The sequence below is a fragment of the Blastochloris viridis genome (assembly GCF_001402875.1).
GTDB classification, from domain to species: domain Bacteria; phylum Pseudomonadota; class Alphaproteobacteria; order Rhizobiales; family Xanthobacteraceae; genus Blastochloris; species Blastochloris viridis.
Window position 1 is genome coordinate 896823 of sequence record NZ_CP012946.1, and the last position, 20294, is coordinate 917116.

20 protein-coding genes are annotated in these 20294 nt (G+C 67.3%); 4 read left to right on the plus strand and 16 right to left on the minus strand.

From position 1 onward, the window contains the following. Positions 1 to 349 precede the first annotated feature (349 nt). Both BVIR_RS16255 and parC read left to right on the plus strand, forming a co-directional pair. Positions 350 to 1348, plus strand: a complete 999-nt coding sequence (locus BVIR_RS16255) for a ParA family protein (protein ID WP_082416659.1) — start codon at positions 350 to 352, stop codon at positions 1346 to 1348. A gap of 72 nt (positions 1349 to 1420) precedes the next feature. After that, complete coding sequence (parC, locus tag BVIR_RS04020; RefSeq protein ID WP_055036538.1) at positions 1421 to 3685, plus strand: DNA topoisomerase IV subunit A; 2265 nt, start codon at positions 1421 to 1423, stop codon at positions 3683 to 3685. 135 nt (positions 3686 to 3820) lie between these two features. Here parC and BVIR_RS04025 read toward each other — a convergent pair whose 3' ends face one another. The 9 genes from BVIR_RS04025 to BVIR_RS04065 all read right to left on the minus strand — a co-directional run bounded on the left by BVIR_RS04025 (position 3821) and on the right by BVIR_RS04065 (position 11352). After that, a complete protein-coding gene (locus BVIR_RS04025; RefSeq protein ID WP_145911871.1) occupies positions 3821 to 4243 on the minus strand; it encodes a hypothetical protein in 423 nt (140 codons plus the stop codon). A gap of 234 nt (positions 4244 to 4477) precedes the next feature. Next, positions 4478 to 4669, minus strand: coding sequence for a DUF6898 family protein (locus BVIR_RS04030; RefSeq protein ID WP_055036540.1), 192 nt, complete (start codon positions 4667 to 4669; stop codon positions 4478 to 4480). 25 nt (positions 4670 to 4694) lie between these two features. Further along, positions 4695 to 5999 carry a L,D-transpeptidase family protein gene (locus tag BVIR_RS04035; protein ID WP_236823699.1) on the minus strand — a complete coding sequence of 435 codons (1305 nt, stop codon included), beginning with the start codon at positions 5997 to 5999 and terminating at the stop codon, positions 4695 to 4697. A gap of 396 nt (positions 6000 to 6395) precedes the next feature. After that, entirely contained in the window at positions 6396 to 6908 is a 513-nt protein-coding gene (ldtR, locus tag BVIR_RS04040) for a transcriptional regulator LdtR (RefSeq protein WP_417852051.1), read from the minus strand. A gap of 163 nt (positions 6909 to 7071) precedes the next feature. Next, positions 7072 to 8031, minus strand: coding sequence for a 3-hydroxyisobutyrate dehydrogenase (gene mmsB, locus BVIR_RS04045; protein ID WP_417852041.1), 960 nt, complete (start codon positions 8029 to 8031; stop codon positions 7072 to 7074). 167 nt (positions 8032 to 8198) lie between these two features. Next, the gene (locus BVIR_RS04050) at positions 8199 to 8633 is read right to left on the minus strand and encodes a DUF6163 family protein (RefSeq protein ID WP_055036543.1); all 435 of its coding nucleotides are present in this window, start codon (positions 8631 to 8633) and stop codon (positions 8199 to 8201) included. Then, positions 8630 to 9658: an enoyl-CoA hydratase/isomerase family protein gene (locus tag BVIR_RS04055; RefSeq protein WP_055036544.1), complete on the minus strand. Its 1029-nt coding sequence runs from the start codon at positions 9656 to 9658 to the stop codon at positions 8630 to 8632. Before BVIR_RS04055 ends, BVIR_RS04050 begins: the two co-directional genes overlap by 4 nt. Before the next feature lie 53 nt (positions 9659 to 9711). Continuing rightward, positions 9712 to 10191 (minus strand): DUF29 domain-containing protein, encoded by a 480-nt coding sequence (locus BVIR_RS04060; protein ID WP_055036545.1) that lies wholly within the window; start codon positions 10189 to 10191, stop codon positions 9712 to 9714. A gap of 21 nt (positions 10192 to 10212) precedes the next feature. Beyond that, complete coding sequence (locus BVIR_RS04065) at positions 10213 to 11352, minus strand: acyl-CoA dehydrogenase family protein (RefSeq protein WP_055036546.1); 1140 nt, start codon at positions 11350 to 11352, stop codon at positions 10213 to 10215. A 202-nt stretch (positions 11353 to 11554) separates the two neighbouring features. On the opposite strand from BVIR_RS04065, the gene hemB reads away from it, so the two are divergent. Continuing rightward, complete coding sequence (gene hemB, locus BVIR_RS04070) at positions 11555 to 12619, plus strand: porphobilinogen synthase (RefSeq protein WP_055036547.1); 1065 nt, start codon at positions 11555 to 11557, stop codon at positions 12617 to 12619. Positions 12620 to 12791: 172 nt separating this feature from the next. On the opposite strand, the gene BVIR_RS04075 is transcribed toward hemB, so the two are convergent. Further along, entirely contained in the window at positions 12792 to 13697 is a 906-nt protein-coding gene (locus BVIR_RS04075; RefSeq protein WP_055036548.1) for an alpha/beta hydrolase, read from the minus strand. Positions 13698 to 13830: 133 nt separating this feature from the next. On the opposite strand from BVIR_RS04075, the gene BVIR_RS04080 reads away from it, so the two are divergent. Beyond that, entirely contained in the window at positions 13831 to 14142 is a 312-nt protein-coding gene (locus BVIR_RS04080) for a hypothetical protein (protein WP_055036549.1), read from the plus strand. A gap of 372 nt (positions 14143 to 14514) precedes the next feature. On the opposite strand, the gene BVIR_RS04085 is transcribed toward BVIR_RS04080, so the two are convergent. The 6 genes from BVIR_RS04085 to BVIR_RS04110 all read right to left on the minus strand — a co-directional run bounded on the left by BVIR_RS04085 (position 14515) and on the right by BVIR_RS04110 (position 19948). Then, positions 14515 to 14760, minus strand: coding sequence for a hypothetical protein (locus tag BVIR_RS04085; RefSeq protein WP_060832926.1), 246 nt, complete (start codon positions 14758 to 14760; stop codon positions 14515 to 14517). Positions 14761 to 15042: 282 nt separating this feature from the next. Then, on the minus strand, positions 15043 to 15645 hold the full coding sequence (locus BVIR_RS04090; protein WP_055036551.1) for an AprI/Inh family metalloprotease inhibitor: 603 nt from the start codon (positions 15643 to 15645) through the stop codon (positions 15043 to 15045). A 236-nt stretch (positions 15646 to 15881) separates the two neighbouring features. Beyond that, positions 15882 to 16415, minus strand: a complete 534-nt coding sequence (locus BVIR_RS04095) for an AprI/Inh family metalloprotease inhibitor (RefSeq protein WP_145911869.1) — start codon at positions 16413 to 16415, stop codon at positions 15882 to 15884. Between the two features lie 265 nt (positions 16416 to 16680). After that, a complete protein-coding gene (locus tag BVIR_RS04100) occupies positions 16681 to 18177 on the minus strand; it encodes a CoA-acylating methylmalonate-semialdehyde dehydrogenase (RefSeq protein WP_055036553.1) in 1497 nt (498 codons plus the stop codon). Between the two features lie 223 nt (positions 18178 to 18400). Then, entirely contained in the window at positions 18401 to 19084 is a 684-nt protein-coding gene (locus BVIR_RS04105; protein ID WP_055036554.1) for an outer membrane protein, read from the minus strand. 165 nt (positions 19085 to 19249) lie between these two features. After that, on the minus strand, positions 19250 to 19948 hold the full coding sequence (locus BVIR_RS04110; RefSeq protein ID WP_055036555.1) for an outer membrane protein: 699 nt from the start codon (positions 19946 to 19948) through the stop codon (positions 19250 to 19252). Between the last annotated feature and the right edge of the window lie 346 nt (positions 19949 to 20294).

Sequence of the window (20294 nt, forward strand, 5' to 3'; positions counted from 1 at the left end):
GAGCGCCGGTGTCTTGGGCGCCACCGCGCTCGTCTCCGGTGACTGCCCGTGCCCGGTGCACCACGGCGGTCGTCCCCGGCCGAGCCGCCTTGGCGGCGAGGGGAAGGGGACCCATCTTGCGTTGTGTGGGGCCGTTCCCGCGTGGCGCGGTGCGATTTTGCTTGTGGTGAAGATAGGTTCCCTTCCCTCGCGCAGCTTCGCTGCGCTCGCCGGGAACGACGGCGGGCGGTGGCGATTCAGCCATGGGTGTTATGCGGCCAGCCATATGACGGGGCACGCTGCACTCTCTACCGTAGGGGTTGGAAGATGCAGCTTAGTGCGGTAGGGTTGCTCTTGTTCGGAGGGGCTTATGGCAAAGACGATCAGCATTTTCAATAATAAGGGTGGAGTTGGTAAGACAACTTATATGTACCATGTTGCACACTTGTTGTCTCGATGCGACCTTACTGTGCTGATGGTGGACTGTGATAGCCAATGCAATCTTACGTCCTATTCAATGTCGGATTCTGAAATAAAGAGATCTTGGCGTGATGATGGAAATAGTATTTTCCAAGTAATTGAGCCTGTTTATAAAACTACTGGAGATATTAGAAATCGTGCGCCTACCTCTGTGTCCGAAGTTGGAAGTTTGTATCTCGTTCCGGGAGATTTGCGGCTAAACAATTTCGAGGATCTGTTGGGCGACACATGGAGCAGCGCGAAGGGTGGAAGTGAGCCCGCTCTTAGAGCACAATCCGCAATTCATAGATATATCAAAGCTGCATCCCGTAAAGTAAAGGCTGATTTAGTACTTCTTGATTTGGGTCCCAACCTTGGCGCATTAAATAGGGCGGCTCTAGCCACAAGTGATTACTTTATTACGCCAGTTTCTCCAGATCTATTTTCCATACAAGGAACGGAAAATCTTGGAAACAAGCTATTAACTTGGCGGAAGGAATGGGATCAATGCAACAATGCTTGGGATGGTGAGTTATCAATCCCCAAAGGGCAGCCTTCCTACCTTGGGTATGTTATCCAGCGGCACAACTTAAGAAGCGCTTCCAAAGATGGGATGACGGCTGGCTGGAGTATATATGGCGACGAGCTTGAGCCAGCCATAAAAAGTAACATAATAGATAAGTTGATTTCCATTGATCAAGTTGTTAAATGGGACGATGAAGAATATAAGTTGGGGCAAATACCTAACCTGCATAGCCTTATCCCGTACTCTCTCAACGCAAAAAAGCCTGTATTTGACTGCGGGTCAGGTGATGGCCTGAGGGGAGCGCATATCAAGAAAGCTTCGGAATCGGATAAGCATTTCAGCGGAATGGTTGATATACTTATAGATATTGCTTCATGGCCGTAACTTTTTAACCATATCATTCTACGTCTCCCCTCACCCTTGCCGCCCCCGTTCCCCTCCTGTACCCCTTGAGCCATGGGAAAACGGATTCTGCCGCCGTCGGGCGACGGCGCTGGGGCGGGCGGCAATATCGAGCCGATCGACCTCAAGAGCGCGCTCGAGGAGCGCTATCTCGCCTATGCGCTCTCCACCATCATGCACCGCGCGCTGCCCGACGCGCGCGATGGCCTGAAGCCGGTCCACCGCCGCGTGCTCTATGCCATGCGGGTGCTCAAGCTCGACCCCGGCTCGACCTTCAAGAAGAGCGCCCGCGTGGTCGGCGACGTCATCGGCAAGTTCCACCCGCACGGCGACCAGTCGGTCTATGACGCGCTGGTGCGGCTCGCCCAGGACTTCGCCCAGCGCTACCCGCTGGTCGACGGCCAGGGCAATTTCGGCAATGTCGACGGCGATAGCGCCGCCGCCATGCGCTACACCGAGGCCCGCCTCACCGAGACCGCGCGCTTCCTGCTCGACGGCCTCGACGACGACACCGTCGATTTCCGCCCGACCTATGACGGCTCCGAATCCGAGCCGGTGGTGCTGCCGGCGGCGGTTCCGCATCTGCTCGCCAACGGCTCGGCCGGCATCGCGGTCGGCATGGCGACCTCGATCCCGCCGCACAACATGGCCGAGCTGCTGGATGCGGCCGCGCACCTGATCGACAACCCGCAGGCGACCACGCGCGATCTGCTCAAGATCGTCAAGGGGCCGGACTTTCCGACCGGCGGCATCATCGTCGACGACAAGGCCGCGATCCGCGAAGCCTACGAGACCGGCCGCGGCGGCTTCCGCGTCCGCGCCAAGTGGCACGTCGAGGAGGGCGCCCGCGGCGCCTGGGTGGTGGTGATCACCGAGATTCCGTATCAGGTCGCCAAATCGCGGCTGATCGAGAAGATCGCCGAACTGCTCGACGCCAAGAAGCTGCCGCTGCTGGCCGACGTGCGCGATGAATCGACCGAGGACGTCCGCGTCGTGCTCGAACCCAAGAGCCGCAACGTCGAGCCCTCGCTGCTGATGGAGAGCCTGTTCAAGCTCACCGAGCTGGAGAGCCGCTTTCCGCTCAACATGAACGTGCTGGTCGGCGGCCAGGTGCCCAAGGTGGTCAGCCTCGCCGACTTGCTGCGCGAATGGCTCGGCCACCGCCGCACCGTGCTCACGCGGCGCTCGCAGCATCGCCTCGGCGAGATTGTGCACCGGCTGGAGGTGCTGGGCGGCTACCTGATCGCCTATCTCAACCTCGACCGCGTCATCGAGATCATCCGCACCACGGACGAGCCCAAGGCCGAGCTGATGCGGGAGTTCCAGCTCACCGACGTCCAGGCCACCGCCATTCTCGACATGCGGCTGCGATCGTTGCGCAAGCTGGAAGAGATCGAGATCAAGCGCGAGTTCGACGCGCTGACCAAGGAGAAGACCGCCCTGGAGCGGCTGTTGGGGTCGGACGCGGTGCAGTGGCGCGCCATCGCGGCCGAGATCGCCAAGGTGCGCGAGAGCTACGATCCCAAATCCAAGCTCGGCAAGCGCCGCACCGTGTTCGGCACCGCGCCCGAGCACGACGACGAGGCGGTGCAGGAAGCGCTGGTCGAGCGCGAGCCGATCACCGTCATCCTGTCGGAAAAGGGCTGGATCCGGGCGTTGAAGGGCCACCAGGAGGACGTCTCCGGCCTCACCTTCAAGACCGACGACCGGCTGAAGCTGGCGTTCTACGCCGAGACCACCTCCAAGATCATGGTGTTCGTCACCAACGGCCGGTTCTACACCCTCGACGCCGCCAAGCTGCCGGGCGGGCGCGGCCACGGCGAGCCGATCCGGCTCTATCTCGACATGGAGCAGGCCGACGACGTGGTCGACGCCTTCGTCTACGAGGGCGGGCGCAAGTTCCTGGTGGCGAGCCGCGAGGCGCGGGGCTTCGTGGTGGCGGAGGACGAATGCCTCGCCACCACCCGCAAGGGCAAGCAGGTGCTGGCGGTCGACCCGCCGGACGAGGCCAAGGTGGTGACGGTGGCGGAGGGCGACAGCGTCGCCACCATCGGCGAAAACCGGCGCCTTTTGGTGTTCCCGCTCTCTCAGGTGCCGGAGATGCCACGCGGCAAGGGGGTGCGGCTGCAACGCTTCGGCAATGGCGGGCTGTCGCACGCCAAGTGCTTCACCCTGGCGGAGGGCCTGACCTGGATCGATTCCGCCGAGCGCACCTTCACTGTTGAGAAGCGCGAGCTGCGCGAGTGGATCGGCAACCGCTCTGATGCCGGCCGGCTGCCGCCCAAGGGCTTCCCGAAGTCGAACCGGTTCGAGGGATAGCGCGCCGCAAGCCGCCGTGGTGGCTCGAACCGGGCGACCTGCCGCCTGGTCGAAGGCGCGAGCGGCGGCAAAACGCAGAAGACCGACACCGGCCCCCGCCGACGTCGGTCTCCCCATCAGGCTTGCGACGCTGCGTCAGGTTTTCGGTGGCTCGGCCGGCTTGTCGGGCTCGCCGAGGTGTTCCGGCTCGGGCGGGGGCGGTGGCGCCAGGTCCGAGGTGGACGCCGGCGACACGATGATGGCCTCGGCGATCGGGCCGGCGACCACCGCGGTGGCGGCGGCGTCGGCTGGAGACGCCGCCGGTTCGGCCGGCGGCTCGAGCGCCTCGCTGGAGACCACCGCCGCGGCCTCGGCTGGCTTCGCCGCCTCGGCTTCGGCCGCGATGCCCTTGGCGTCCGCCGCCTTGGCCGCGGCCGCCTCGGCCGCTTCCTCACGCTTGGCTTGGCGCTGCTGCTCGAAATTGACCACGAATAACCAGAACCAGTTGATCGGCCACCACTTCACCGGTCCGGTTTGGCTGTGCCAGAGAATACCTCTGCCCTTGAAGCTGTATGTCATGCCGAATCCCTCTGCTACGGCGCGGCAAGCATAGCGCAAGGAAACGCCAGCCGCAGCGAGGTTGAGCCGGCGTTGCCGGTTTTGACGGGTGGTGAAACGCCGGCGGGGCGGCGATGCGGTCAAGAGCTGGCCGCGGCATGTTCCGCAAAAATGTGCGTCCCGGCGGCGCCGACCACGCCCGAACGGCGGCGCGACCGGCGGATTTTCACAAGATCTCTGATGTCCGGACAGAAATCACCGGCCCCGATCGGGTGTCCGGCCGCCGCCGAGGCGGCGTTCCAGCTTCTGCAGCGCCAGTCGTTCGAGGTCGCTGCGGGCGCTGGCGGCCGGGGCCATCACCACCACCTCGACGCCGCTCGCGGCGTCGATCGCCGCGACGCGGACACAGGCGCCGACCTGGGTGAACTCGAACAGCACCTCGGCCATGGCGGCGCCTCGGATGGCGGCGGCGTTAGCGGCCGGCGACCAGCCCGCCCAGGCCGTCGCGGTCGTAGATGTCCTCGCGGAACTGCACCACGCCATCGGCGGTGGCCCAGGCGCTGACGTAGACCCAATAGACCGGGATCGGCTGCACCGGCCGGGCGTCGATCCGCTCGCCGGAGCGGCTCACCGCGTCGACGTGGCTGCGGTCCCACTGGGTGCCGGCCAGGATCCAGGTGACGAGGTCGCGCACGTTCTGCACCCGCACGCAGCCGGAGGAGTCGAACCGGCGATCCTCGCCGAACAGGTTCTTCTGCGGGGTGTCGTGCATATAGACCGAGTGCGGGTTGGCCATGTTGATCCGCACCGTGCCCATCGAGTTCTGCTCGCCGGGGTCCTGGCGGAACTGGTAGTTCACCGCCTCGTCCGAGTTCCAGTTGATGTTGCGCGGGTCGAGCTCGCGGCCGCGGCCGTCATAGACCCGGATCTTGTACTTGGCGAGGTAGTCCGGCTCGGCCTGCATCTTGGGGATCAGGTCCTTGCGGATGATCGAGACCGGCACCGTCCAGAACGGGTTGAAATTGACCTCGAGAATCCGCACCGCCAGCTCTGGCGAGGGCCGGTCGGGCTTGCCGACGATGGCGGTGTGGCGCGACACCACCACGTTGTTCTCGACCGCCTCGAGCTGGGCGGCGGGAATGTTGACCGCAACGTAACGGTTACCGAGGGCGCCGGCGCGGGCGCGCAGCCGGGCAGCGTTGATTTCGAGCTGGCGGGCGCGCAACTCGGCCGGCACGTTGAGGGCGCGGAAGGTGCTCTCGCGCACCACGCCGTCGGCCTGGATGCCGTTGCGGGCCTGGAAGCGGCGCACGCCGGCCTCGACGAAGGAGTCGAACACATCCGACACCCCGGCGGTGGAATCGAGGTCGCCGCTGACGGCGAGGCGCTGGCGCAGCGCTGGCACCGAGCGGTGGCGCATGCCGAGCCGCAGCCGGTCGGCCGGCGGCACCATCGGCCAGCCGCCGCGGGCGACGATGTTGGCGTAGATCTGCACCGCCTGCTCGGTGGCTTCGCGGGTCTCCGGCGACAGCGTCGGCAGCGAGGAGCGCGGCATCTGGATATTGCGCGAGGCCGAATCGAAGCCCTGGCTCCATTCCGCGCCCGGCGCCGCCCGGTGGGCGGCCGGACGGGGTTCGGCGCGCATGAGGCCATCGAAGAAGTCCTGTGCCGCGGCCGGGCCGGCCACGACGCCGGCGCCGAGCCCTGCGAGCAGGCTGCGACGGGACAGAACGGCAAGCGGAGAAGACGCCAAGCGGCGGTCGGCGCGTGAGGACACGAGGCCGGACTCCAGTTTCAATCGGCTACACCGCGCCAGGGGCGCGGCCGGGACGGACTAACACCCGCTTCGTTAACAAACAAAGTGGCTACAACGGGGCGACCCGTGGCCGACGGCCCGGGCGAGCCGGGGCGGCAGATGCGGTTTCCGGTTGGTCACGGCGTGACCTAACGACACGCCTCGCCGAAACGTCCTTGATCGGAAAGGGTTTTTTCGGAGACAGGATCATGAGGCGCCGGCCTGAGCGGCCGGATGTCGTCCGGATCGACGGCGATGGTTTTCGAAAGATTTCGCAAGATGATCCGAAGTTCCGTGTGCGGATTTACAGTCCATAAACGACGTGCGGCCCCGGGCCGTTCTGGCCCGGAGCCGCGTGTCGATGCCGGCGCCGACCGGTCATAGGCGGTAGAGGATCTGGTCGGTCCAGAATCGCTCGAGGCGCTGCAACGCCTTGTTAAGGCCAGCGAAATCGGCGGAATTGATGCCACCGACTTGCTCGATGGTCTTGATGTGCTTGGCGTAGAGGCTTTCGACGATATTGCGCACTTCCGTGCCCTTCTCGGTCAGACTAATCCGCACCGAGCGCCGGTCGACACGCGAGCGCTGATGGTGAAGGTATCCCATCTCCACCAGCTTCTTGAGATTGTACGAGACGTTTGAGCCGAGATAGTAGCCGCGGGTGCGAAGCTCACCTGCGGTCAGTTCGCTGTCGCCGATATTGAACAGCAGCAGTGCCTGCACACTGTTGACGTCTGAGCGGCCACGACGGTCAAATTCGTCTTTGATCACATCGAGGAGACGGCGGTGCAGCCGCTCCACCAGCGTCAGAGACTCGAGATAGAGCGGACGTATATCCTGCCCACGAGCCGGGCGGTCGACGGGTTCGACCGTCTTCACTGCACTCTTCATCATGCGCCTCTTGTCTGCTGTCAGTGCCGGTGTTTCCCGGCTTCACAATGGAAGCTAACAGCATCCACTAAGGTTCGCCTTAAAGAATACCGTGAATCGTCTGTGAACCTCGTCAGCCTTGACACAAGGTTGATACCGCCATCGCAATTTGCGGGATCGGTGGTCAGCGACCGCGCAGGAAGCGGACGATGCCGGAGAAGTCGCGACCGCCTTCGCCGCTGGCGCAATAGAGGGCGTAGAGCTGGGCGGCGCTGGCGCCGAGCGGGGTCGCAGCGCCGGCGCTGGCGGCGGCGTCCTGGGCCAGCTTCAGGTCCTTCAGCATCATCGCGGCGGCGAAGCCGGCGGCATAGTCGCGGTTGGCGGGCGAGGTCGGCACCGGCCCCGGCACCGGGCAATAGCTGGTCAGCGACCAGCACTGGCCGGACGATTTCGAGGAGATGTCGAACAGCTTGCCGGCGTCGAGCCCGAGCTTCTCGGCCAGCACGAACGCCTCCGACACCGCGATCATCGAGATGCCGAGGATCATGTTGTTGCAGATTTTGGCGGCCTGGCCGGTGCCGGCGCCGCCGGCGTGGACGATGGTCTTGCCCATCGCCTGCAGGATCGGCTCGGCGCGGGCGAAGGCGGCCTCAAGCCCGCCGACCATGAAGGTGAGGGTGGCGGCGGTGGCGCCGCCGACGCCGCCGGACACCGGGGCGTCGAGCATGGCAAGGCCCGCGGTCTCCGCTGCCGCGGCGACGGCGCGGGCGCAATCGACGTCGATGGTGGAGGAATCGATCAAAAGGGTGCTGGGCGCCGCCGCGGCGATCACCCCGGCCGGGCCGAGATAGACCTCGCGCACTTGGCGGCCGGACGGCAGCATGGTCACCACCACCTCGGCCCCGGCGGCGACGTCCGCCGCCTGCGCCGCCTTGATGCCGCCGGCCGCGGCGAAGCGCTCGACCGCCGCCGGCGCCGGGTCGAAGCCGGTGACGCGGTGGCCGGCCTTGATGAGGTTGGCCGCCATCGGCCCGCCCATGTTGCCGAGCCCGATAAACCCGATATTCGCCATCGCACGTTCCTCCCGTGAACGGATTTTCCGTTTTCTTGACCATTGTATCGACGGCCCCGGATGCTGACGCATGGGGCTGCTGAAGCTCGCAGATTTTCGTCCTTGAAATCAATGATGTCACGAGCCGGGCAGCCGCATTCGAGCATCCGCCGGTTCGGCGCGATCGGGCGGATGCCAGATACCCTCGTGTCCTCGCATGCGCGGTCGCAAAACCGGCGGCCACGGTCGTGGACACCGCGTCAGCGGTCCGGCTTCTCGCGCAACGCCTGGACCCGCAGCACCACGTAGCTGCCCAGCAGCAGCACATAGAACACCGTGAGCGGCACCACGCCGCCGTAGACGTCGGGAAACCAGATGTCGATCACCACCTGGGTCAGCCCGCCGATCAGCCACACCGCGGCGCCCCACGCCGCCAGCAGCCACAGCCCGACGCCGGCCACCACGTCGATCACCGCGAAGAAGATGGTGGCGATCTGCCAGGCCGGCGACATGATCTCGAACCGGGTGCCGGAGCCGTCGCCGACCCCGCACAGCAGCGACCAGTGGAACAGGCCCTTCAGCAGCACCAGCACCGCCACGGCGCGCACGAATAGCGTCAGCCGGCGCGCCCACACGCCCTTTTCCTCTAGCTTGTCGATCTGGATCGGCGGGTCGTGGATCGGAATATCGCTCATAGTGGCAGCTCGTCGTCGAGGGGGGCGAAGTGGCGCTCGATGTCCGCGGGCGGCACGGCGTCGAGGGTGGCGGGGCTCCAGCGCGGCGCGTTGTCCTTGTCGACGATCAACGCGCGCACGCCCTCATAGAAGTCGTGGCCGCGGGCGACCCGGGTGACAATGCGGTACTCGGTCCGCATCGCCTCCGCGAACGACAGCGCGCCGCCACGCTGCATCTGGGCGAAGGCGATCTTGAGGCTGGTCGGCGATTTGGTGCGGATGGCGGCGGCGAGCTCGGGTCCGGGCGCGCCGGCCAGGTCGAGCCGCGCCAGGATGTCCTCGACGCTGTCGCCGGCAAACCAGGCCCGGATCAGCGGCCGCAATTCATCGAGCGGCGCCGGCTCGGGCGCCATGGTCCAGCCCGCCACCACGGCGTCGGCGTCCTCGCCGCTCGCGAGGTCGTCGATCAGGGCGGGGAAGTCGTCCGACCACACCGCCGCGCGCACCAGGCCGACCGCGGCGGCGTCGGCGCGGCCGATGCGGGTGCCGGTGAGGGCGAGATAGCTGCCGACCGCGTCCGGCAGGCGGGGCAGGGCGTAGGTGGCGCCGACGTCGGGAAACAGGCCGATGCCGACCTCCGGCATGGCGAACAGGAAGCGGTCGCCGGCGATGCAGTGGCTGCCGTGGATCGAGATGCCGACGCCGCCGCCCATCACGATGCCGTCGACCAGCGCGACGTAGGGCTTGGGGTAGGCCTTGATCTTGGCGTTGAGCAGGTATTCGTCGTGCCAGAACGCGCGCTGCTCGTCGAACTTCTCGGCGCGGCCGAGGTCGTAGAGCTTGCGGACGTCGCCGCCGGCCGAGAAGGCGCGCTCGCCGGCCGCCTTCACCACCACGCAGCTGACGGTGCGGTCCTCGGCCCAGGCGTCGAGCTGGCGGGACAGCGCCAGCGCCATGGCGTGGGTGAGGGCGTTGAGCGCCTTGGGACGGTTGAGCGTGACGATGCCGGCGGCGCCGCGCTGCTCGAATAGAATTTCACAATCCATGCCGGCTGTCTTAATCCTTGAATGAACTGCTGTCTCAGCCGGCTGTTGCATGGTCAGTCGGCCGCCGGCCACTCGACCGGCCGGGTCATGATGGCGTCGAGGTCGTAGGGGCAAACCTCGGGGAAGACGGAAAGGTCGAGGTCGGTCTCGCCGGACGCTTCGAGCCGGGCAGTTTCGTAGGCGTCGGCCAGCACCTCCGCCAGCACGCCTTTCAGGCCCGGATTTTCCCGGAGCACCCTGGCCTCGTTCTTGCGGTGGACGGCAATGCTGAGGGTCCAGCTGCGGGTGCGCTTCTCGGGCTGGAAATCCCATTTCAACAGGTGCATCAGCACCAGCCGCAAGGCGCTTTCCAGCTTCCACTTTTCTGATTTGCCCACGTCCTCGATCTCGTCGGCGAGGTGTGCGATGTCGAGCTCGGACCATTTGCCGGCGCGCAGCAATGCCGCCTGCTCGAACGCCCAGCTATAGGTGTCGTCCTCGTAGCGCACCGTGGCCTTTCCGAGCTTCGGCGCCTTGTTCGCGACGTCGTCCATCGCCGCCTCCCTGAGAGCCCCTCAAGCGTCGAATATACCGCGGCTGACGATCAGCCGCATGATCTCGTTGGTGCCCTCCAGGATGCGGTGGACCCGCAGGTCGCGCAGCACCCGCTCGATCGGGAAATCGCGCAAGTAGCCATAGCCGCCATGGAGCTGCAGGCAGCCGTCGACCACCTGGAAGGCGACGTCGGTGGCCAGCCGCTTGGCCATGGCGGCAAGCTGGGTGGCGCCCGCCTCGCGGTCGGCGACCGCTTTCGCCGCCCGGCGCAGCAACAGGCGCGCCGCCTCCAGCTCGGTGGCGTAGTCGGCGACGCGGAAGCGCAGCGCCTGGAACTCGGCGATCGGCTGGCCGAACTGCTTTCTCTGGCGCATGTAGCCGACGGTCTGATCGAGGCAGAATTGCGCCCCGCCCAGCGAGCAGGCGGCGATGTTGAGCCGTCCGCCGTCGAGCCCGGCCATGGCGATCTTGAAGCCATGGCCCTCAGGCCCGACTAGGTTGCCGGCCGGAATGCGGCAGGCCTCGAAATGCACCGCCGCGGTGGGCTGGGTCTTCCAGCCGAGCTTCTTTTCCTTGGCGCCGAAGCTGAGGCCCGGCGTGCCGGTCTCGACCACGAAGCAGGAGATGCCGCGCGGGCCAGCCTCGCCGGTGCGGGCCATCACCACATAGACGTCCGACACTCCGCCGCCGGAGATGAAGGCCTTGTCGCCGTCGAGCACCCAGCTATCGCCGTCACGGCGGGCGCGGGTGCGCAAGGACGCGGCATCCGACCCCGCGCCGGGCTCGGTCAGGCAATAGCTCGCTATCCTGTCCATGGTGCACAGGCTCGGCAGATAGCGCTGGCGCAACGCGTCCGAGCCGAAGGCGTCGATCATCCAGGACGCCATGTTGTGGATCGACAGGAACGCGGCGGTGGAGACGCAGCCTTGCGCCAGCTCCTCGAACACCAGCGCGGCCTCGAAGCGAGAAAGGCCGGAGCCGCCGACGTCGTCCCGGACATAGATGCCGGCAAAGCCGAGCGCGGCGGCGTGTCGCAGGGTGTCGATCGGGAAGGTCTCGGCCTCGTCCCAGGCCTTGGCGTTGGGGGCCATCTCGTGGCGGGCAAAATCGCGCGCCGCCTCGCTTATCGCCCGCTCGTCGGCGGTGAGGGCGAAGTCCATCTTGAATTTTCTCGTTGTTTTGCCGGAGCTTGGGTGCGCCGGTCCTCCCGTTGACTGCGATCTAACGAGGCCGGAGCGCAACCGTCAACGCGACATTGGTTGCAGGCGGAAACGCCAAGTGCGGGTGGGGATTTGCTGTGGCCGGGGCCGCCCTGCGGTGCTAAGGCGTGCCGCACTTTTCCTGTGTTCCGGAGGCGTCGCCATGGCCATCAAATACGGCCGCCCGATCGAACCCGCCAACCTCTTCCCGCTCGAAGCGCCGGCCGGCCACACCGCGCCGACCCTCGATCTGGTCCACCGGCCGCGACGCACCCGCCGCACCGATTGGGCGCGCCGGCTGGTGCGCGAGAACACGCTCACGGTCGACGATCTGATCTGGCCGATCTTCATCGTCGACGGCGAGAAGACCCGGGTGCCGGTGGCCTCGATGCCGGGGGTCGAGCGCCTCAGCGTCGACGAGGCGGTGAAGGCGGCCGAGCAGGCCGCGGCCTTGAAGATTCCGGTGCTGTCGCTGTTCCCCTACACCGACCCGGCCCGGCGCAACGAGGCCGCCACCGAGGCGCTCAACCCGAACAACCTCGTCAACACCGCGATGCGCGCCATCAAGGCGGCGGTGCCCGAGATCGGCCTCCTGGCCGACGTCGCGCTCGACCCCTACACCAGCCACGGCCATGACGGGCTGATCGAGGACGGCGTCATCCTCAACGACGAGACCGTCGACATGCTGGTTCGGCAGTCGCTGGCCCAGGCCGAGGCCGGCGCCGACATCATCGCGCCGTCCGACATGATGGACGGCCGCATCGGCGCCATCCGCACCGCGCTCGACGCCAACGGCTTCCAGGACGTCTCGATCATGGCCTATTCGGCCAAGTATGCCTCGGCGTTCTATGGCCCGTTCCGCGATGCGGTGGGCTCGACCGCGGCGCTGACCGGCGACAAGCGCACCTACCAGATGGACCCCGGCAACGGCAACGAAGCGCTCAAGGAGACCGAGCTCGACGTGGTCGAGGGCGCCGACATGGTGATGGTGAAGCCCGGCATGCCCTATCTCGACATCGTGTGGCGGCTGAAGGAGACCTTCCGCCTGCCGACCTACGCCTACCAGGTGTCGGGCGAGTACGCGATGATCATGGCCGCGGTGCAGAACGGCTGGCTCGACGGCGAGAAGGCGATGATGGAAAGCCTGCTCTGCTTCAAGCGCGCCGGCGCCGACGGCATCCTGACCTATTTCGCCCCGCGGGTGGCGGCCAAGCTCGCGAAGGGGTGAGCGGACGCGCGTGGCGGAATAGCGTCAGCGTATTCCGCCACGCGCCAGACCCTCGATCGGGCGTCCCTTGGCGACCGAAGAAGGCTATCGCCGGGGGACGACCGAACCCCCTGTTCTCGCATGGCTTCGCCATGCTCGCCGGGGACGACCGGTCGAGGTTCCGGATTTCCGCTCACCCGCCGCGCAAGAAGCGGGCGATCGCCTCGACAAGCCCTGGCGCCAGCGGCAGCGCGGGATCGCCATAGGTGGCGAGGTTGGCGGCGCGCTCGCCCGGCGCTGCCTTCAGCACGTGGTTCATGCCGGGAATCACCACCAGCTGCGCGGCCGGGTTGGCGGCGGCGAGCCGGCGGGCGTCGGCCTCGCCGATCTGGAGGTCGGCCGAGCCCTGCACGATCAGCACCTCGCAGGCGACCTTGGCGAGTTCGGCGGCGGGATCGAGCGGGAACCATGACATCAGATAGGGCTGCACGCTCGGCCGGTAGAGCGGGGCGAGTGCGGCCGGCACCTCCGCCACCGCATCGCCGCGGCTCAGCGCCTCGGCGATGCCGCGGAAGGCGTTCAGCAGTTCCGGCGGCAGGTTGGCGGCGGCGAGCTGACGCGCGATCACTGCCGGCGCCGGTTCGCCCGCGCCGGCCACCAATACGAGGGCTGCGAGGTCGCGGCGGCGGGCGGCCAGCGTCGCCACCAGCGCGCCTTCGCTGTGGCCGATGATGGCAAGGCGATCGGCGCCGGTCTCCGCACCAAGCCGGTCGAGCCACGCCACCGCGTCGGCGACGTAGGTCTCGAACCGCAGTTCCTCCTCGCGCACCACGCCGCCGCTGCCGGCGATGCCGCGCTTGTCGACGCGCAGCGTGGCAAGGCCGTGCGCGGCGAGCCCGTGCGCCAGCAGCTTCAGGCTGTCGTTGCGGGCGCTGGGCGCATTGCCGTCGCGGTCGACCGGGCCGGAGCCGGCGAGAATGAGGGCGGCGGTTCCGATGTGGAGCCCTGGCGCCAGCGTCAGGGTGCCGGTGAGCCCGGCGTGCGACAGCGCGCGTTCGGCCGGGGCGGGGAGGGCGGACAGTAACGAAGCGCTGACCATGCGCGGATCTTTCTCATCGCGGCGGACGGGCTGCGGCGCCGATCACCGCAACGTGCGGGCGCCGGCCAGTGGCGGAGGCGGCATACGCGACTTATCTTCGTCTGAAGTGAAATCGAACGATAGGAGACACGGCGTGCCCCGACATCTGCTGAAACTCCTCCTGACCAATGCCCTGGCCGGCGCTGCGGCGGCGGTGGCGCTGGTCGCCGCCCTGGTGGCGGTCGACGCCCACGGCCTCGGCACGCTGGTCATGCAGTCCGAGGCGCCGCTGCTGCCGCTGGCGGTGCTCACCTTCGGCTTCGTTGTCACGCTGTCGAGCGTGGCAATGGGTGCGGCGGTGATGCTGCTGCCGACCGGCAGCGGCGGTGACGGCGGCGCCGCTCGCCGGCCGGTCGACGGCGAGCTGATCCCGGTCCGGGTCGCCGCCCGCGCCCGCCGGCGCTGATAGATCGAACCGACTCGGTCCGATTGCCGTTCGGGCCGGGTCAACGGCCGCATGTGTCAACATCCGGGGCCGTTGGTCTGACGCCCCGGCAGAATTCCGCTGCCTGCTATATGCCACGTTAACGACAGCGGCCGCCGGTCTGGTTGGACCAGCGGCCGCTCTAAGTCTTTGAATTATTGGTCTATATTCCGGCATTCACGTTTGCGGAGAATGCTCTCGCCGAGACGAAGCCCCGCCGCGGTGATTCGGCGGCGGGGAAGAGCCGTTCTCCAAGCGGGCTCGCTGCGACAAGCTTCCGCAGCTCTCGGCCGGGACGCGGTCGCGCCGGATGTCGCCGCGTGCAATTTGCGGCTGCTCAGCTGGACGTCGGTCTCAGCGCCGCGACAGCCGGCGGGCGTTGGCGTGCACCTGCTGGTAGGCCGGAGCGAGGGCGGCCTGGCCGACCCGCAGCAGCCCTTCGGGAAGCTCGTCGGCGTTCAGCCGGCCGGTGGCGGCACGGCCGAACAGGGCGCTGGCGGCGACGCTGGCGTCGAGGCTGCCGCGGACCGCCGCATCGATCTTCTCCGACACCATGCGAACCGCTTCCTCATGGCCGTTTCCGGAGGCAAGAATTGGCATACGGTGTGCGATCGTTACGGCGGCATCCATCGACGAAATAACCGCAGCGGTTGCAAATTCGGTGGCGAGACCAAACAGACGAAAAACCATTACAACCTCACTCAAGGGACATTCTGAAGACCGGATCGGTCTAGAATTTCCCCGGTAGTCTGATTTACGTTTCAGTGAATTCTAAGGCGCGACCGATCAACGAAACGTGTTCCTGCCAATTCTATGGCAGATGCGGGGAGCTCGATCTTAATTGTACGGGATAACAACGCGCTGGTTCACCTTGGGGGGCGGTCAGCGCACGAGAGAAATTGCCGCACCCTGCGTCGTGGTGCCCTCGAACCGGCTCGGGCCGGCGGCGGTGAGGTGGGCAAGCGGCCGAGTGTTGCGGTCGTAGATCAGCAATTGCGAGCCGGACAGCGTCCAGCTTGCCGCCTCGGCAAAGCCGCCGCAGGCGGTGGCGCCCTGCACCCAGCCGGCGCGCGACGACGGCGGCTCCTGCAGCGTGAGCGAGCAGCTCTGGCCGTTGGCCGACAGCGTCCACGGTCCGCCGAGCCCGCCGGCCTGGGCGCCGGGGGCAACGCGCGGCGGCTCGTCCGCCGGGGCTGCCGGGGCCGCCGCGGGTGCCATCGCCTGCGGCTGATCAAGCGGCGGGGTCAGCGGCGGGCTGGCTGGCGGGGCAGCGGATTCGGTGGCACCGGGCGGTGGCGGCAGCGCGCTGGAACTGACCGGGGTGGTGGGCGCGGCCGAGACCGGCGCAGCGGTGGCGGTCGATTCGGCGGTCGAGGAATCGAGCACCAACTGGTGCTCGATGGCGCAGCCGCCAACGGCGGTGGCGAGCAGCACGGCCGCGAGCACGGCGGCGGCGGGGGGGCGCGGCTTGGTGACGGCGGTCAAACCGGGAGGCCTCCTGCGGTGATCATCGCGCCAGCGCTTCGGACCTCGACGCTGCCGGCGGCGCGCCGGGCCGGAACGTTCGGCCGGCGGAATGCCGTTGCGGAATCCCGAAGCCACCTTTGCCGACCCCCCGATCGCAGACCGGGTTCCGGCGATTGGACGACGGCTCCCCGGCCCGATGGCCGGGGCGCGCATCTGCCGCGCCCGCCGTCAGGGGCCGGCTGGAAGCGCGGCCGTCAGCGGATCAGCACCACCGGCTCGCCGTCGGCGCCGTAGCCGTCGTAACGGGTGGCGCCGGTCGACTGCATGCGGGCGATCGGCTGGTTGCCGGAATCGGTCAGCACCATCTCGTTGCCCTGTAGTTTCCAGCTCTTGGCCTTGGTGTAGGCGTTCCAGCATTCGCCGCCGGCCGACACCGTGCCACTGGCGCCGCTGCCCGACAGCGTCATCATGCAGGCCTTCTGGCCGTTGGAGAATTGCCAGGAGCCGTTGAATGCCTTGCCGCCCTCCGCCGCTGCTGCCGCCGGGGCGGCCGAACTCGCCGGAGCGGACGCGGCCGCCGGCGGTTTGCTGGCCTGCTGGGCGGGCGGCGCCTGCTTGGTTTCGGGCTTGCTGGCGGCCTTCTTTTCCTTGTCCGGCTGGCGCGGCGGCTTGGCGGCGGTCGAGGAGCGGGCCGGCGTGCTGTGGGCCGGCGGCGGGGCGCTGGCGACCGGCGGCGCCACCTCCGCCTCTTCCGCGGGCGGCGGCGGCTGGTCGGTCGAACTCAGCAAGGTCGACCCGTCGGTCGCACATCCGGCCAAAAACACAGCGCCGGCAATCACGGCAAAACGAGAAAACGCCTGCATGCAATCCCCCATACTCGCGTGCCTGCCGGTACCACGAAATGCGCGACCGGACGGCAGGCCAGCGGGCGTTTGCGCACCCGGATGGCCACTCAGTGTCCGTCTTCTTACCATGTTGCCGGAAAAATGACGAACGGCTCCGGCCACCGATCCACCGTTGCATACGCTGCGGTGGCCGCGGCGGTGTGGATTGTCACGTCATTGTCGGAATGACGAAGTCGGCGCCGTCCTTGACGCCCGACGGCCAGCGCGAGGTCACCGTCTTGGTGCGGGAATAGAACCGAATCGCATCCGGGCCGTGCTGGTTGAGGTCGCCGAAGCCGGAGCGCTTCCAGCCGCCGAAGGTGTAATAGGCCAGCGGCACCGGAATCGGCACGTTGACGCCGACCATGCCGACCTGGACCTTGGAGGCGAAATCGCGCGCGGCGTCGCCGTCGCGGGTGAAGATGGCGACGCCGTTGCCATATTGGTGGTCGTTGGCGAGCCTCAGGCCCTCGGCGTAATCCTTGGCGCGCACCACCGACAGCACCGGGCCGAAGATCTCTTCCCGATAGATCCGCATGTCGGGCGTAACCTCGTCGAACAGGCAACCGCCCATATAGAAGCCGTTCTCATAGCCCTGCAGGGTGAAATTGCGGCCGTCGACCAGGAGCCTCGCGCCTTCCTGGACGCCGATTTCGACGTAGGACTTCACCTTCTCCAGGTGGGCCTTGGTGACCAGCGGGCCGAGATCGGCATCAGCCGAGGTCGAGGGGCCGATCTTCAGCGCCTCGACGCGGGGAATCAGCTTCTCGATCAGGCGGTCGGCGGTGGCCTTGCCGACCGGCACCGCCACCGAGATCGCCATGCAGCGCTCGCCGGCCGAGCCGTAGCCGGCGCCGACCAGGGCGTCGACCGCCTGGTCGAGGTCGGCGTCGGGCATGATGATCATGTGGTTCTTGGCGCCGCCGAAGCACTGCACCCGCTTGCCAGCGGCGCAGCCGCGCGAATAGACGTGCTCGGCGATCGGGGTCGAGCCGACGAAGCCGACCGCCTTGATGTCGGGGTCGTCCAGGATGGCGTCGACCGCCTCCTTGTCGCCATTGACGACGTTGAGCACGCCGGCCGGCAGCCCGGCCTCAAGCAAAAGCTCGGCGAGCTTCATCGGCACGCCGGGGTCGCGCTCGGACGGCTTGAGGATGAAGGCGTTGCCGCAGGCCAGCGCCGGCCCGAACTTCCACATCGGGATCATCGCCGGGAAGTTGAACGGGGTGATGCCGGCGACGACGCCGAGCGGCTGGCGCATCGAATAGATGTCGATGCCGGGGCCGGCGCCGTCGGTGTATTCGCCCTTCATCAAATGCGGAATGCCGGTCGAGAACTCGATGACCTCGACGCCGCGCTGGATGTCGCCGCGCGCGTCCGGGATGGTCTTGCCGTGCTCGCGGGCGAGCAGCTCGGCAAGCTCGTCGTAATCGCGCTGCACCAGCCGCAGGAATTCCATCAGCACGCGGGCTCGGCGCTGCGGATTGGTGGCGGCCCAGGCCGGCTGGGCGGCGAGGGCGTTGTCGACCGCGGCGCGCAGCTCGGCGGCGGTGGCGAGCGCCACCTTGGCGATCACCTCGCCGGTCATCGGCTGGAACACCTCGCCGAACCGGCCCGAGTTGCCCGGAACATGGCGGCCGCCGATGAAATGCCCGTACTCCCGCATGCGTCTCTCCCGATCTTGTTGCGACGGGGACGTTGCAGCCCCGCTCGGCCTTACGCATAGCCAAACACGGCGGTGCACGAAAGACGACGGACGTCGCAGGGGGCGGGTGCGCGGCTGGCGGCGCGCGGGTTCTGGCGGGGCGGCTGTCGCGGCATGCGCAAATGGCGCGGAAGCCCGTGGGGCTCCCGCGCGCGGCCTTGCCGAACGCCGGCCGGCTGCTTTGTCAGAACCGGTAGTTGATGCCGAGCTTGACCGCGTGAATCTGGTGGTCGGAGCTGACGCCGTAGGCGGTATCGGCATAGGTGAAATCGGCGCGGTCGCTGCCGAAGTCGAGGTAGTTGTATTCGAGCTTGGCCGACCAGTTCTGGGCAAACGCCCATTCGACGCCGGCGCCGATGGTCCAGCCGGTGCGGGTGTCGCTGTCCTTGAACACCGTGCCGCCGTTGTAGGCCACCCAGCGCTCGACGTCGGCGAAGGCGGCGCCGCCCTTCACATAGATCAGGGTGTTGTCGATGGCGTAGCCCACCCGGCCGGTGAGGGTGGCGATCCAGTTGATGTCGCTGCCGCCGGACCAGCCGATCCCGCCCCAATCGGTGCCGCCGAGGTCGGTCCACGACATGTCGCCCTCGACGCCGACCACCCACTGGCCGAACTGGTAATTGTAGCCGATCTGGCCGCCGCCGATGAAGCCGCTCGCATCATGGCCGCCGGCCCAGCCTGCGCCCCAGTCGTCACCCCAGCCGCTCTCGCTCCAGGCGCCGCCGAGATGGGCGCCGACGTAGAAGCCGGTCCAGCTGAACGGCACGTAGGCGGGCGAATAGGGCACCGGGGCGCGCCCGAGATCGGCTGCAATGGCGGAGCCGCCGAACGCGACGGTAACAGCAACGGCGATGGCGACGCGCTTCATGGAACCCTCCCACAGGTTAAGCTCGCGTCGGAAACGCGCCGGTTGCGATTAAGTTTCATCCAAAAATGCGGCGGCCGGTCGCGGCGGGCGCCGACAACGCAAAAAAGAACCCCGGCCGCGAGGCCGGGGTTCCTTGCCACACGAAAGACGTGCGACAGCAGTCGATCAATACTTGCGGACGACCGGGTCGGCCGCGCCGCCGAAGCGGTAGTTGACGCCGAGCTTCACGACGCTGACGTCGGTGTCGATCTTGACGAGGCCGTCGCCGATGATGGTGTTCTTGTCGCCGAAGTCGTAATAGTCGTACTCGACAAACGTCGACCAGTTCGGAGCGAAGGCGTACTCGATGCCGCCGCCGACGGTCCAGCCGTCGCGGGTCTCGCTCTTCTTGGCCGAGTCAATGCCGTCGGAGACGGTGCTGTCGAGGTCGGTCCAGGCGGCGCCGCCCTTCACGTAGAACAGCGCGCGATCGACGGTGAAGCCGACGCGGCCGGTGACGGAGGCGAGCCAGGTGGCTTCGTTCTTGAATTCGACGCCGCCGATGGTGCTCTTGCCCTCGAGGTTGGCGCCAGAGATGTCACCCTGGATGCCGACCACGATGTTGCCGATCTGGTAGTCGAAGCCGATCTGGCCGCCGCCGACGAAGCCGTCGAAGTCGTTGTCGGTGCCGACGCCGTCGAAGGTCCAATCGTTGGTGCCCCAGCCGTAGCCGACGTTACCGCCGAGGTAGAACCCGGTCCAGTTGGTGCCGTAGGTCACCGGCGCCGCCGCGGCCGCGGCGGCCTTGCGGGCCGCGAGGTCAGCGGCCGAGGCGGTGCCGGCGAGAACGGTCGAGGCGAGAAGGGCTAATGCGATACGACGCATGTTGGGTCTCCGTTGTGGTGGAGGCCATCGTTTAGACCCGCCGCTGCCCGAAAAAATGGCGAAATCGTGCAGCACCCCGGTTTTGGCCGGGCTGTTGCAGCTATGCCACAATGCGGCCTCATCCACAGGTTGCATGCAAATTTGCATAACAACGGGGCGGCAAGCTGTGCCAGCACAGGCGACCCGGCGCCCGACCGCCGGCGCCTGCGCGGATGGAGGGGCGGAAAATTCCCGTTAAACGCGAGCGGCCTGCGGTCCGGCCGAGCCAGACGGACGCTCCAAGCGCCTGATGCGGTTTCCGTTTGTGCGAACAGGCGTCACCGGAATCGGCAAAGCCGCGGCGGCG

Excerpts from the sequence above, each read along its gene's own strand:
- BVIR_RS16255 (WP_082416659.1), top strand. The coding sequence starts at position 350 with ATGGCAAAGACGATCAGCATTTTCAATAATAAGGGTGGAGTTGGTAAG.
- parC (WP_055036538.1), top strand. The coding sequence starts at position 1,421 with ATGGGAAAACGGATTCTGCCGCCGTCGGGCGACGGCGCTGGGGCGGGC.
- BVIR_RS04025 (WP_145911871.1), bottom strand. The coding sequence starts at position 4,243 with ATGACATACAGCTTCAAGGGCAGAGGTATTCTCTGGCACAGCCAAACC.
- BVIR_RS04030 (WP_055036540.1), bottom strand. The coding sequence starts at position 4,669 with ATGGCCGAGGTGCTGTTCGAGTTCACCCAGGTCGGCGCCTGTGTCCGC.
- ldtR (WP_417852051.1), bottom strand. The coding sequence starts at position 6,908 with ATGAAGAGTGCAGTGAAGACGGTCGAACCCGTCGACCGCCCGGCTCGT.
- mmsB (WP_417852041.1), bottom strand. The coding sequence starts at position 8,031 with ATGCGTCAGCATCCGGGGCCGTCGATACAATGGTCAAGAAAACGGAAA.
- BVIR_RS04050 (WP_055036543.1), bottom strand. The coding sequence starts at position 8,633 with ATGAGCGATATTCCGATCCACGACCCGCCGATCCAGATCGACAAGCTA.
- BVIR_RS04055 (WP_055036544.1), bottom strand. The coding sequence starts at position 9,658 with ATGGATTGTGAAATTCTATTCGAGCAGCGCGGCGCCGCCGGCATCGTC.
- BVIR_RS04060 (WP_055036545.1), bottom strand. The coding sequence starts at position 10,191 with ATGGACGACGTCGCGAACAAGGCGCCGAAGCTCGGAAAGGCCACGGTG.
- BVIR_RS04065 (WP_055036546.1), bottom strand. The coding sequence starts at position 11,352 with ATGGACTTCGCCCTCACCGCCGACGAGCGGGCGATAAGCGAGGCGGCG.
- hemB (WP_055036547.1), top strand. The coding sequence starts at position 11,555 with ATGGCCATCAAATACGGCCGCCCGATCGAACCCGCCAACCTCTTCCCG.
- BVIR_RS04075 (WP_055036548.1), bottom strand. The coding sequence starts at position 13,697 with ATGGTCAGCGCTTCGTTACTGTCCGCCCTCCCCGCCCCGGCCGAACGC.
- BVIR_RS04085 (WP_060832926.1), bottom strand. The coding sequence starts at position 14,760 with ATGCCAATTCTTGCCTCCGGAAACGGCCATGAGGAAGCGGTTCGCATG.
- BVIR_RS04100 (WP_055036553.1), bottom strand. The coding sequence starts at position 18,177 with ATGCGGGAGTACGGGCATTTCATCGGCGGCCGCCATGTTCCGGGCAAC.
- BVIR_RS04105 (WP_055036554.1), bottom strand. The coding sequence starts at position 19,084 with ATGAAGCGCGTCGCCATCGCCGTTGCTGTTACCGTCGCGTTCGGCGGC.
- BVIR_RS04110 (WP_055036555.1), bottom strand. The coding sequence starts at position 19,948 with ATGCGTCGTATCGCATTAGCCCTTCTCGCCTCGACCGTTCTCGCCGGC.